Source organism: Mycobacterium ahvazicum, assembly GCF_900176255.2.
Lineage (GTDB): Bacteria > Actinomycetota > Actinomycetes > Mycobacteriales > Mycobacteriaceae > Mycobacterium > Mycobacterium ahvazicum.
Map to the genome: position 1 here is coordinate 1,699,110 of NZ_FXEG02000002.1, position 11,148 is coordinate 1,710,257.

At 67.1% G+C, this 11,148-nt stretch carries 14 protein-coding genes; 5 read left to right on the top strand and 9 right to left on the bottom strand.

Annotation, left to right across the window (positions count from 1 at the left end):
* Positions 1–74 precede the first annotated feature (74 nt).
* The 4 genes from MAAFP003_RS10330 to MAAFP003_RS10345 are packed head-to-tail and all read right to left on the bottom strand — an operon-like array spanning position 75 to position 1,727.
* Entirely contained in the window at positions 75–395 is a 321-nt protein-coding gene (locus tag MAAFP003_RS10330) for a hypothetical protein (protein WP_096286632.1), read from the bottom strand.
* Complete coding sequence (locus MAAFP003_RS10335) at positions 392–856, bottom strand: SRPBCC family protein (RefSeq protein ID WP_096286634.1); 465 nt, start codon at positions 854–856, stop codon at positions 392–394. The genes MAAFP003_RS10330 and MAAFP003_RS10335 overlap by 4 nt, the downstream gene beginning before the upstream one ends.
* Complete coding sequence (locus tag MAAFP003_RS10340) at positions 853–1,167, bottom strand: ArsR/SmtB family transcription factor (RefSeq protein ID WP_096286636.1); 315 nt, start codon at positions 1,165–1,167, stop codon at positions 853–855. Before MAAFP003_RS10340 ends, MAAFP003_RS10335 begins: the two co-directional genes overlap by 4 nt.
* Positions 1,164–1,727: a TIGR03086 family metal-binding protein gene (locus MAAFP003_RS10345; RefSeq protein ID WP_243393854.1), complete on the bottom strand. Its 564-nt coding sequence runs from the start codon at positions 1,725–1,727 to the stop codon at positions 1,164–1,166. The genes MAAFP003_RS10340 and MAAFP003_RS10345 overlap by 4 nt, the downstream gene beginning before the upstream one ends.
* 79 nt (positions 1,728–1,806) lie before the next feature.
* Here MAAFP003_RS10345 and MAAFP003_RS10350 point away from each other — a divergent pair, with 79 nt between their 5' ends.
* Positions 1,807–2,829, top strand: a complete 1,023-nt coding sequence (locus MAAFP003_RS10350) for an Rv2578c family radical SAM protein (protein ID WP_096286638.1) — start codon at positions 1,807–1,809, stop codon at positions 2,827–2,829.
* On the opposite strand, the gene MAAFP003_RS10355 is transcribed toward MAAFP003_RS10350, so the two are convergent.
* On the bottom strand, positions 2,826–4,430 hold the full coding sequence (locus tag MAAFP003_RS10355; protein WP_096291040.1) for a purple acid phosphatase family protein: 1,605 nt from the start codon (positions 4,428–4,430) through the stop codon (positions 2,826–2,828). The genes MAAFP003_RS10350 and MAAFP003_RS10355 overlap by 4 nt on opposite strands.
* Before the next feature lie 89 nt (positions 4,431–4,519).
* On the opposite strand from MAAFP003_RS10355, the gene MAAFP003_RS10360 reads away from it, so the two are divergent.
* Entirely contained in the window at positions 4,520–4,960 is a 441-nt protein-coding gene (locus tag MAAFP003_RS10360; protein WP_096286640.1) for a hypothetical protein, read from the top strand.
* Between the two features lie 33 nt (positions 4,961–4,993).
* On the opposite strand, the gene ypfJ is transcribed toward MAAFP003_RS10360, so the two are convergent.
* From ypfJ to MAAFP003_RS10375, 3 genes are read right to left on the bottom strand one after another with little or no spacing between them, the layout of a single operon-like run.
* Positions 4,994–5,872 (bottom strand): KPN_02809 family neutral zinc metallopeptidase, encoded by an 879-nt coding sequence (ypfJ, locus tag MAAFP003_RS10365; RefSeq protein ID WP_096286642.1) that lies wholly within the window; start codon positions 5,870–5,872, stop codon positions 4,994–4,996.
* Between the two features lie 19 nt (positions 5,873–5,891).
* A complete protein-coding gene (locus tag MAAFP003_RS10370; protein WP_096286643.1) occupies positions 5,892–6,395 on the bottom strand; it encodes an SRPBCC family protein in 504 nt (167 codons plus the stop codon).
* A gap of 26 nt (positions 6,396–6,421) precedes the next feature.
* Positions 6,422–7,309, bottom strand: coding sequence for an oxidoreductase (locus MAAFP003_RS10375; protein WP_207768525.1), 888 nt, complete (start codon positions 7,307–7,309; stop codon positions 6,422–6,424).
* 60 nt (positions 7,310–7,369) lie between these two features.
* Here MAAFP003_RS10375 and aspS point away from each other — a divergent pair, with 60 nt between their 5' ends.
* The 3 genes from aspS to MAAFP003_RS10390 are packed head-to-tail and all read left to right on the top strand — an operon-like array spanning position 7,370 to position 10,697.
* Entirely contained in the window at positions 7,370–9,145 is a 1,776-nt protein-coding gene (gene aspS / locus MAAFP003_RS10380; protein ID WP_096286645.1) for an aspartate--tRNA ligase, read from the top strand.
* A complete protein-coding gene (locus tag MAAFP003_RS10385; RefSeq protein ID WP_096286647.1) occupies positions 9,142–9,585 on the top strand; it encodes a nitroreductase family deazaflavin-dependent oxidoreductase in 444 nt (147 codons plus the stop codon). Before aspS ends, MAAFP003_RS10385 begins: the two co-directional genes overlap by 4 nt.
* A 47-nt stretch (positions 9,586–9,632) precedes the next feature.
* The gene (locus tag MAAFP003_RS10390; RefSeq protein WP_096286649.1) at positions 9,633–10,697 is read left to right on the top strand and encodes an FUSC family protein; all 1,065 of its coding nucleotides are present in this window, start codon (positions 9,633–9,635) and stop codon (positions 10,695–10,697) included.
* Between the two features lie 6 nt (positions 10,698–10,703).
* Here MAAFP003_RS10390 and MAAFP003_RS10395 read toward each other — a convergent pair whose 3' ends face one another.
* The gene (locus MAAFP003_RS10395) at positions 10,704–11,093 is read right to left on the bottom strand and encodes an MmcQ/YjbR family DNA-binding protein (RefSeq protein WP_096286651.1); all 390 of its coding nucleotides are present in this window, start codon (positions 11,091–11,093) and stop codon (positions 10,704–10,706) included.
* Positions 11,094–11,148: the final 55 nt, after the last annotated feature.

Here is an 11,148-nt window from a genome sequence, read left to right on the forward strand (position 1 = left end):
AGTTCTCGGCCAGCGATATTGCGCATTTAACCCAGGAGGAGCCGGAAGATTCCTCTTTCCATATTGCCCTTCGATCAAGCGCAAAAGGCCAGGGCCTCGTTGAGGAGGGCCGGCCAGTGTGGCGATTGGCTGGGTGTGATAGCGGCCCATTCCCGAAAGCGGCGTCCGGCCGGGGCGAAGGGTAAGGCCAATCCGGACGTGATGAGTTCATCAACTCTTGCCGCGGGAAGCTTGACCACCAAGCAATCGGTTCGCGGGTCGAACGATGCGAAGAAGAGCCCGTTGACGCGCAGGCAGGGTAGGCCCATCATCGTTGAGCGAGTCACCGAGTCGGTTTTCAAGAGGATTTCCGCGAGGTCGGAGAAGCAGACTTCGGGTGAGGCGTCATTGGTCACGTTCGCCGCTCTTCGAACGTGGGTACCCGACGTTGCGCCCACGGGTCGGCGCCGACGTCCTCACCCTCGGCCGTGCGTCGCATGCGGTCGATGTAGTGCGCCCAGCCGCCGCGGTGGGCATCGGCGGCGGGCTCGTCGAGGCCGCGATGGACCAATGTGACCATGGTGGAACCGTCCGGCTGAGGAGTCAGGTCGATCTCGACAGTGGTTGAGCCAGGCGGTATTTCGACCTCGGGGCGTTCCCATCCGTAGGTGAATACGATCCGGTGTGGCGTGATCTCCAGGTAGCGGCCAGAGACGGTGTCGCCGTTGGGATGGGTCCATCGCACGATCCCGCCGGGAATCGGTTCGAGCGTGGCTTGCGGGGCCATCCACTGAATGAATTGATCCGGGTCGGTGAACAGTTCGAACACCCGTTGCGCGCTGGCGTGGACTACGAGTTGCTGGGCGGCCAGTTTCATGTCGGATCTGATTCGGCGGTCGCACGCAGCCGTTGCAACGGAGCAGCCCAGAATTCGTCGAGTAGCGCAGCGATCTGGCCAACGCGGGCAAGGTCAGCGCGATACAACCGGCGGGTGGCCTCCACCCGGACCTCCACGAGGCCTGCCTCGCGCAGCAGCTTGAGATGTTGACTTGCAGCCGATTTCGACAACCCCGCGGCTTCGGCGAGAGCGGACGCGGTGCGTTCCTGGTCCCAGACCAGCTGCAACATCGTCCGCCGTCCCGGGTGGGCCAAGGCCCTGATCGCGTTCTCGACGGCGGCCTCGCTCATGGGCGACGACCCATCGCGGCCAGGAGCCGATCCTGCGCCGAAGCGTCAGCGCTGAGCTCCACCTCTGGTCCGATGATGCCGGCTGCCCTTCCCCGCCGGGGCATCTCGGGTACGAACATCGCCGTACACACCTGAACCAGTGCGGGGTCGAGCTGCTCGTCCTGACCGGTGGCGCGTGCCAGATCCCAGGTGTGGATCAGCACATCCATAAACGTCCCGGCGACCGCCTGAGCGAGCGGCCAATCAAAGCCGAGCGGGGACGCGCAGGTTCGTTCCAGCACCCCCGGCTTTGAGACAGCTGTCAGCACCCGATGAACGTCCTTGCGATAACCGCGCGGCATCGCATCCTGCACCACCGCGGGTTGGCGACCCGCCGCCGCTGCGAGGAGATACTCCGCGCCCCCGACGAGATGATCGATGAGCTGTTGCACGTTCCACTCTGAACATGGTGTGGGCCAATCGAGTTGATCGGACCGCACCGTTTCGACAACGGTGATCGCGCGATCAGTGGCGGTGCGGTACAGCGCGACGGGGTCGACCATCGTCTCATTGTTCAGCATCTGCTAAATTTAGCGTCTGCTAAACAATCGGTCAAGGACATCGCTTGACATCGCATCGAACAATTGTTCGAATAGTGGTATGCGGTGGGCAAAACAGGCCGTCGCTGTCAACGGGGAACCGGTCGACGACGGGGCATTACCAGGACTGCAGCGGATCGGCCTGGTCCGCAGTGTCCGCGCACCCCAGTTCGAGGGGATCACCTTTCACGAGGTGCTGTGCAAATCGGCGCTCAACAGAATTCCGGACGCGGCCGCGCTGCCGTTTCGCTATACCGTCAACGGCTACCGCGGCTGCTCGCACGCCTGCCGTTATTGTTTCGCCCGCCCCACCCACGAATATCTGGATTTCAACCCCGGCACCGACTTTGACACCCAGATCGTGGTCAAGACCAATGTCGCGCAGGTATTGCGCCGCGAGCTGCGCCGGCCGTCGTGGCGACGCGAAGCGGTCGCGCTGGGCACCAACACCGATCCGTACCAGCGCGCCGAGGGCCGCTACGCGTTGATGCCCGGCATCATCGGCGCGCTCGCCGAATCCGGCACGCCGCTGTCCATTCTGACCAAAGGCACGCTGCTGCGGCGTGACCTGCCACTGATAACCGCTGCGGCTCAACAGGTTCCAGTGTCGGTCGCGGTGTCGCTGGCGGTCGGCGACGCGGAGCTGCACCGAGACGTCGAGCCGGGAACGCCGACGCCGCAGGCGCGCCTGGGTCTGATCGCCGCCATCCGCGACGCCGGCCTCGACTGCCACGTGATGGTCGCGCCGGTGCTGCCGCACCTCACCGACTCCGTCGAGCACCTCGACGGACTGCTCGGCCAGATCTCGGCCGCCGGCGCCACCAGCGTCACCGTCTTCGGCCTGCATTTGCGCCGATCCACCCGCGGCTGGTTCATGTCCTGGCTGGCCGGTTCCCATCCCGAACTCGTCGGCCGCTACCGCGAGTTGTACCGGCGCGGAGCGTATTTGCCGCCCGACTACCGCGAAATGTTGCGGGCGCGGGCCGCTGCGCTGATCGTCAAACACCGGCTGACCGGTGACCAGCGACCGTTTTCGCAGGCGCCGAAGTCCGGGCCGGAACCCGGTCAGCCCACGCTGTTCTAAGCGGGCTTGTCGCCGCGCGGTTTGGTCAGGGTGAACTGCTCCACGACCGCGACCGCGCCGAGTTGCCCGCGCAGCGCGTAATGCGTGGCCTTGATCGAGGTGTCGCCGCCCGGTTGGCCCGGATCGACGTCGAAAGCCACGAAGCCATAAGGGTTCTCGAAGTCGCGAAACGCCGACCAGGGTGCGTCCTCGACGACGTAAATCGGCTTCTTGCGCCCGATCGAAGCATCGAACGCTCCGACGCCGGTGATCACCCGGCACCGGGGTTCGGGGAAGAGCATGCCGTTGGTCGGTGCCGAGGTGCCGCCGCCACCCGCGACGACGTGCACCGTCCCGCGGGTCGTATCGATCACGTCGTGGGTGTCGACGGCTATCGGCGTCCGGGTGTCGGTGCTTTCGGTTCCCCGCAACGGATGAGACCGCTCGTAGTGGTGTTCGTGACCGCACAACACCAGATCGACCTGGTACTGGTCGAACAGTGGCAGCCATTGCTCGCGGACGCCGAGGTCGGCGCCGTTGGCCCGTTCGGCGGTGGAGACGGCGGTCTGATGCATGCAGATGACCACCCAGTCGATATCGGGATCGCGCCGCGCCGCCGCGAGTTCGGTTGTCAGCCAACGCTTCTGCTCGCCACCCGAATAGTTGTGGACGTAGAAGTTGCCGCCGTCCTGGTAGGCCACGTCGTCGTTGTTGAGGCTGATCACTCGCACCGAACCGGCGGTGAACGAGTACCAGAGCCCCCGCAATTCGGGGCTTGCCCCGGAATCGGGCACCGTGAAGTACGTCTGGTACGCGCCGTAGCCGACCGGCCCGTTGCCCAACTCGTTTTCGTGATTACCGGCGGCCGGCATCCACGGCCGGTAGCGCGCCGAGCGCGTGTTGTTCTCGAACCAGTTCGACCAGGTGCGGACGCGGTCCTGGGCGAGATTGGCGTAGCACAGGTCGCCGTTGACGAGGTTGAACAACGGACCTAGACGCTCGATCGCCAGCGTGGTGTCGGCGGCCGCGGGCGAGCCGATGTTGTCGGTGCTGTAGGTGCCGTCGGGCATCTTGTCCAGCGCAGGGGTGGACTGATCGCCGAAGCTTGTGAAGCGCAACGGCTTTCGCCCGACGGGCCCGGTCCGCACGGTGCCCTGCTCCGGTTCGGCGCCGTCGTGGATCGCGGCGTACACATAGTCGGTGTCCGGCGTCAGATTGGTCAGGCGAGCGTGGTTGACGCGAACTTCATTGTTGGACTTGGCATCTCGATACGTTCGGGTTTCTGCAGCGATGGTCTGGCCGTAACCGGACCCCGGCGTGCCGAGCATCACCCGCGGATTGCGGACGGTCTCGGTGCTGTGCCAGGACACCACCACCTCGGTGCCGGCGTTCTTGCCGAATTGCAGGTGCAGGCCGAACACCGGCGGCGCGCCGCTGCGATCCGGCTGACGCAGCAGTCCGGGCTCGTGCGAGTCGGACCACAACAGCGCGGCGGTCCCCACCCCGACGCCGGCGCCGACGCCCAACCCGACGACCGCGGAGGTGGCGCTGGTGGTCAACAACCGGCGGCGGCTAATGCCAGGCGCGCTGTCCGGAACGGCCGGATCGACGTCGTCGGTCATGCCTGCTTCATACCCGAGCCGGGCGTCCGTTGGCATATCGAAGGGTGAACGCCGGAGCCGTCGGTAACAAATCCGGTAGCGTTTTCGATATGACGAGCGTGAAAACGAACCTGCGAAAAGGGGCCGGCGCGGCGGCGTTGGCAGCGTTTGCGCTGGTAGGGGGAGTGATTCTCGGACCGGCGACGGCGCATGCGGACGGCCACCAGGTGACCTACACGATCACCTCGACCGGCAACCTGACGGCCACGGTGAACTATGTGAGTTCCGATCCGCCCAGCCCGTCCGCCTACAGCGCGGACCCGTCGAAGTTCATGACCAGCGTGCAGGCCCCACTCAGCGGGGGAACGCCGGTCACCTACACGGCAACGCTGGCAAACCCGAACCAGTACGCGAGCATCACCGCCAGCGGCATGCTGCACTGGCCGGACTCGGGCAACGGCCCGGCCTCGTTCCACTGCGAGATCGCGGTGGACGGTCAGGTGATCGCCCAGGCGGACGCCACCACCACCGTCACCTGCAAGGCCGGTTAGTCGGCCCGGCCGGGCCTCCGGCCGGGCGTGGGTCTAGCCGAGGTTCGTCGAGGCGAACGTGTCGCACTGCTGCACATCGCCGGTCTGGTAGCCGACGGTGAACCACTTTTGGCGTTGTGCGGCGGATCCGTGGGTCCACGACTCGGGATTGACGCGACCCGTCGACTCCTTCTGGATCCGGTCATCGCCGACCGAGGCGGCAGCCGAGAGCGCGTCCTGAATGTCTTTGTCGCTCAACGGCTCTAGGTACGGTACGCCGGTGCTTTCCTGCTTGACCGTCGACGCGTAGTGCGCCCAGATGCCGGCGTAGCAGTCGGCCTGCAACTCGGTGCGGACCCCGTTCCCGCCGGCGCCCTGTGCGCCCTGCTGGGCGCGGCCCAGGTTGCCCTGCAACTGCTGGACGTGGTGGCCATATTCGTGGGCGACCACGTACTCCTGCGCGAAAGGCCCACCGCTGGAACCGAATCTATCGACCAGTTCCTTGAAGAAGTCGGTGTCGAAATACGCGGTCTGGTCGACCGGGCAGTAGAACGGCCCCACCGCGGTGGTGGCCGGTCCGCAGCCGGTGTTGACCGATCCGGTGAACAGCCGCACATGCGGGCGGGTGTAGTTCGGCATCAGCTGGTGCCACACCGCGTCCACCGAGTTGCCGGTGGCGACGACGCGGCACTGCACGTACTTGTTGGCGTCGGCTCCGGTCTTGCACTGGCTAAGGTCGAATCCGGGCGCCGAGTAGCCGCCGGTGTTCGCGCCCTGCGGGGCCATGACCTTGCCGGGATCGATGCCGAGGAACAAGGCCGCTACCAGGATCAGCAACCCGATCCCGCCGCCCCCGAGGGCCATCCCCATGCCGCCACCGCCGGATGACGCCGCGGTGCTGGTGTCGATCTGCATACCCTCGTTGAAGGTCATGGTTTAGCTTTGCACACACCTAACGTTGTTGCGTAGCAGCAAATCGGTTGTCGGTATAGCGGCGCAGGTTGCTCAAGAACCGGCGCAGGCCCAGGTTCAGCAGCGGCCCGGTGAAGACCATCGCAAATCGGGCCGGCCCGGCCGGTTTCTGGGCCATGGTCCAGGTCAGCCGGCAGCCGCCGGGGATGACCTCGACTAGGTAGTCCTCGGCGAAAGCGGCGACGGCTTTGGTGGAGCACTCGTTGAACCGGAAGGCCATGCGGGTGAACGGCTCCCAGGCCAGAAATTCCTCGTCACCGGTGATACCGCCCCGCATCTCGACGATGCGGGTGGTGCCCACCCCGCGCGGCTCGGGACTGGTCCAGGTCACCTTGGTGATCACCGACGCCCAGCGCGGCCAGGCCTCGGCGTCGGCCAGCACCTCGAAAACCTGCTCGGGTGTGATGGCCAGGTCGACGCTGTTGCGAAACCGGAATGGCGCGTTCTCGATGAAGTCGAGATCGACGCGCTCGCAGGGATGCATGGCGACGACCCTAGCCTGCCTGTCCCTCAGCCGGGACCGTCGCTGGCCGCGGCCAGCAGTGGCACCAGCACATCGCTGATCGGTGTCGGCAGGTTGTGCGCGCGTGCCTTGCGGATGATCACCCCGTTGCGCAGGTCCCATTCCATCCGCCGGTGGTTCTCCCGGTCGGCCAGGATCGAGGTGCCCATGTCCTGCGGCGCGCTGCGGAAGGTGCCGACCAATTCGCCGACGATATCGTCGGGCAACCGGGCGCCTTCGGCCTGCGCGACGGTCAGACATTCGGCGACATAGCGGTGCGACAGCTCGGCGACGTCGTCGCGGTGGAACATCCCGGACCTCCGTCCCGACAGCGCCATCAACCCGGCCAACGCGTTGAGCAGCAATTTGCGCCAGGCGCTGGTGAGAAAGTCGGGGTCGCAGTCCACCCGGCAGCCGGCGTCCCGCAGCAGCTCGGCAACCGTCTGCGCCGAAGGGCCGCTGGGCAGCACCAGTGCGGGCTCCGTGCGCAGCCGCACCCAGCCCTCGGGCTGGGTCTCGGCGCCGTACCAGACGATCCCCGGAACCACGGGCGACGACGGGCACAGCGGCTGGACCTGCTCGACCTGCTCGACGCCGTTCTGCAGCACCGTGACGATGGTGTGCTCGGCGCACAGGCGCGAGAGCCAGCCGGCCGAGGCCTCGTTCTGGGTGGCCTTGACCGCCAGTATCACCACGTCGACGGGTCCGGACACGTGATCGGGATCGGTGTGCACGGGCCCCGGCACCACGATCGGGTCCTGGCCGTCGGGACGCAGTTCGATGCTGGCGCGGGGCGTGCGGCCGCAGATCAGCACCGAATGCCCGGCCTTGTGCAGCAGTGCGGCGACCGTCGTGCCGACAGCGCCGGGACCGACGAGAGCGATGTTTGTGGCGATAAAAGCGAAGTTACACCGCCCCTTAGACTGGTCAGTCGTCCAACGTAAAGAGGAGTATTCGTGCTGCGCAGCCACGCCGCTGGTTCGCTAAGGGATCGCGACGCCGGCCAACGGGTGACGCTGGTCGGGTGGGTGGCTCGCCGCCGCGATCACGGTGGCGTCATCTTCATCGACCTGCGGGACGCGTCCGGCATCGCGCAGGTGGTGTTCCGCGCGGCAGACGTGCTGGAACAGGCGCACCGGTTGCGCGCCGAGTTCTGCGTCGCGGTGCAAGGCGTCGTCGAGATCCGCCCGGAGGGTAACGCCAACGCCGAGATTCCCACCGGCGATGTCGAACTGAACGTCACGTCGTTGACCGTGCTCGGTGAAAGTGCGCCGCTGCCATTCCAATTGGACGAGCCGGCGGGGGAGGAGCTGCGGCTCAAGTACCGCTACCTCGACCTGCGCCGCGACGGACCGGCGGCGGCAATTCGGTTGCGCTCCAAAGTGAATGCCGCCGCCCGGTCGGTGCTGGCGCGTCACGACTTCGTCGAGATCGAGACGCCGACGATCACCCGTTCGACGCCGGAGGGCGCGCGCGACTTCCTGGTGCCGGCGCGGCTGCACCCCGGATCGTTCTACGCGCTGCCGCAAAGTCCGCAGCTGTTCAAGCAGTTGCTGATGGTCGCCGGCATGGAGCGCTACTACCAGATCGCGCGCTGCTATCGCGACGAGGATTTCCGTGCCGACCGGCAACCGGAGTTCACTCAGCTCGACATGGAGATGAGCTTCGTCGACGTCGAGGACATCATCGCGATCTCCGAGGAGATCCTGACCGCGCTGTGGGCCCTGATCGGCTACCAGATCCCGACGCCGATCCCGCGGATCAGCTACGCCGACGCCATGCGGCGGTTCGGGTCCGACAAGCCGGACATGCGCTTCGGGCTGGAGCTCGTCGAGTGCACAGAGTTCTTCTCCGACACCACATTCCGGGTGTTCCAGGCGCCGTACGTCGGTGCGGTGGTGATGCCGGGCGGGGCGTCGCAGCCGCGCCGCACGCTGGACGGCTGGCAGGACTGGGCCAAACAGCGCGGGCACCGCGGGCTGGCCTACGTGCTGGTCGGCGACGACGGCGAGCTGAGTGGTCCGGTGGCCAAGAATCTGACCGACGCCGAACGCGACGGGCTGGCCGGCCACGTCGGGGCCGGCCCGGGCGACTGCATCTTCTTCTCCGCCGGCCCGGCGAAGGCGTCGCGCGCGCTGCTGGGTGCCGCGCGCGGCGAGATCGCCCAGCGGCTCAACCTGATCGACGCGGGCGCCTGGGCGTTCGTCTGGGTGGTCGACCCGCCGTTGTTCGAACCCGCCGAGGACGCGACCGCCGCCGGTGACGTCGCCGTCGGCTCCGGCGCCTGGACCGCGGTGCACCACGCGTTCACCTCGCCCAAGCCGGAGTTCGAGGGTGCCCTCGTCTCCGATCCCGGTGTGGTGCTCGCCGATGCCTACGACATCGTCTGCAACGGCAACGAGATCGGCGGCGGCTCGATCCGTATCCATCGCCGCGACATCCAGGAACGGGTGTTCGCGGTGATGGGCCTGGACCAAGCCGAGGCGCAGGAGAAGTTCGGATTCCTGTTGGAGGCGTTCACGTTTGGCGCGCCACCACACGGCGGCATCGCGTTCGGCTGGGACCGGATCAACGCCCTGCTGTCCGGGGTGGACTCCATCCGCGAGGTGATCGCCTTCCCGAAGACGGGCGGCGGCGTGGACCCGCTGACCGATGCGCCCGCGCCGATCACCGCCCAGCAACGCAAAGAGTCCGGAATAGATGCCAAACCCAAACGGGTTGACCAAGCATGACCGAGACCTCAGATACCGAAACCGTCAAGTCTTTCAACACCGCCATCGCCGACGAATTTCGCGCTAACGGCGGCAAGGTAGGCGGACCGTTCGAAGGTGCCAAGCTGTTGCTGCTCACCACGACGGGCGCCAAGTCCGGGCAGTCGCGGTTATCGCCACTGGCGTATTTCGACATCGACGGCAAGCTGATCATCCTCGGCTCGTTCGCCGGGTCGCCCAAGGATCCGGCGTGGGTACACAACCTGCGCGCCAACCCGCAGGCCCACCTCGAGGTGGCCACCGACTCCGGCGTGGACACCTACGACGCCACCGCCCGCGAACTGCCGCCTGCCGAGCGTGAAGCGATCCTGCCCAAGGTTGTCGCCGCGGCGCCGGTGTTCGCCGAATACCAGTCGAAGACCAGCCGGGTCATTCCGCTGTTCGAGTTGCGGCGCGGCTGACACGTCTCGCATTGCCGCGCGCACCGGCGCTGCGGTAAGCAGGCGAGATGAGCACTTCGCTGCTGACGCGGCCGTTCGCGGGCCGGGCCGTCGTCGGGGGTTTCCAACGGGTCCGCGGCGTGTGGTTCTATCTCGTGCAAACGTCGGTAGCAGCGGGTCTGTCGTGGTACATCGCGCATGACCTGCTGGCACACCCGCAACCGTTCTTCGCCCCGATCGCCGCGGCGGTGTCGTTGTCGACCAGCAACGTGCTGCGCGCGCAACGCGCGATCCAGATGATCGTCGGGGTGACCCTGGGCATCGGGACGGGGACCCTGGTGCAGGCGCTGTGCGGACCCGGCGCGGTGTCCATCACGATCGCGGCGCTGGCCGCGCTGTTGGCGGCGGTCTTCATCGGTCAGGGCTACATCGGTCAGGGGATGATGTTCGCCAACCAGACCGTCGTGTCGTCGATTCTGGTGATCGCCCTCTATCGCAGCGGTGTCGGCTGGGAACGCATCTACGATGCGCTGATCGGTGGGGGACTGGCGATCGTCGTCGCCACCCTGCTGTTTCCGGCCGACCCGCTCGTCGTGCTGCGCAGCGCGCGTGTCGAAGTGTTGCGCACCCTGCATTCGGTGCTGGACCGCACCGGTGCTCTGGCCCGCGGCCGTGACGTTCCCGCTCGGGACTGGCCGCTGCCCGCCGTCGACAGGGTGCACGAGCAGCTGAGCGGCCTCATCCAGGCGCGGGCCACGGCGCGTCAGGTCGTGCGATTCGCCCCGCGGCGGTGGGGACTTCGCGACGCCGTGCAAGCCGCGGATCACCAGGCCCTGCATCTGGCCCTGCTCGCCGTCTCGGTGCTGCAGCTGGCCCGTGCCGTGGTCCCCGCGGTCGACGGCTGCTGCGCCCGGCTCCCGCAACCGGCGGAGGCGGTGCTCGACGATCTCGCGCAGGCGACGGCGCTGGCCGACTCCGATCCCGCGACCGCGACCAGCCATGTCGAAGCCGCCCGCCGGCATACCTCGCTGCTGCTCGCGAACGCGCGGGAAAGAAACGAAGTGGTGCTGGCCGACGTCGTCCAGGCGTGCGTCGACGACCTGCAGCGGGTGATCGACCTGGGCCAGCGGTAGGGGTGCTCAGATCGAGCCGGTCAAATACTCCTGGACCAGCTTCTTGGGCGCGCGCGTCAGCCAGGCTTCGGTGATCAGCTCCTCGAGACCGCGGACGTCGATCGCGGCCAGCCTGACCAGCACCGCGGGATAGCCGTCGAAGTGCGGCGTGGTGAAGTAGATGTCCGGCTCGTCGGCGACCAGCGCGAACTTGACGCCCTCGTCGGACACCCAGACGCCGAGGATGTCGCCCTCGGGCGCCTGGACCCCGTTGGCCGCCAGCGCGGCGCGGTCCGATACGCGCAGCGGTCGCTCCCACGCCAGCAACTTCTTGCCGACCCTCCAGTCATGCGGTGACTGCTCGCGGGTGAGTGGCAGCTCATCCACGATCCGGGCGACATCGTCCCAGGTGGCCACACGTCGATTGTGCTCCCGCTAGGGTGCGGTTGGAGCCGTATTGGCTATCGGTCGC

What these genes read in the sequence shown, in the direction of transcription:
- ypfJ (WP_096286642.1), bottom strand. Translation starts at nt 5,872, where the DNA reads ATGACCTTCAACGAGGGTATGCAGATCGACACCAGCACCGCGGCGTCA.
- MAAFP003_RS10370 (WP_096286643.1), bottom strand. Translation starts at nt 6,395, where the DNA reads ATGCATCCCTGCGAGCGCGTCGATCTCGACTTCATCGAGAACGCGCCA.
- MAAFP003_RS10360 (WP_096286640.1), top strand. Translation starts at nt 4,520, where the DNA reads ATGACGAGCGTGAAAACGAACCTGCGAAAAGGGGCCGGCGCGGCGGCG.
- MAAFP003_RS10385 (WP_096286647.1), top strand. Translation starts at nt 9,142, where the DNA reads ATGACCGAGACCTCAGATACCGAAACCGTCAAGTCTTTCAACACCGCC.
- MAAFP003_RS10390 (WP_096286649.1), top strand. Translation starts at nt 9,633, where the DNA reads ATGAGCACTTCGCTGCTGACGCGGCCGTTCGCGGGCCGGGCCGTCGTC.
- MAAFP003_RS10340 (WP_096286636.1), bottom strand. Translation starts at nt 1,167, where the DNA reads ATGAGCGAGGCCGCCGTCGAGAACGCGATCAGGGCCTTGGCCCACCCG.
- MAAFP003_RS10345 (WP_243393854.1), bottom strand. Translation starts at nt 1,727, where the DNA reads ATGCTGAACAATGAGACGATGGTCGACCCCGTCGCGCTGTACCGCACC.
- MAAFP003_RS10335 (WP_096286634.1), bottom strand. Translation starts at nt 856, where the DNA reads ATGAAACTGGCCGCCCAGCAACTCGTAGTCCACGCCAGCGCGCAACGG.
- MAAFP003_RS10350 (WP_096286638.1), top strand. Translation starts at nt 1,807, where the DNA reads ATGCGGTGGGCAAAACAGGCCGTCGCTGTCAACGGGGAACCGGTCGAC.
- MAAFP003_RS10355 (WP_096291040.1), bottom strand. Translation starts at nt 4,430, where the DNA reads ATGACCGACGACGTCGATCCGGCCGTTCCGGACAGCGCGCCTGGCATT.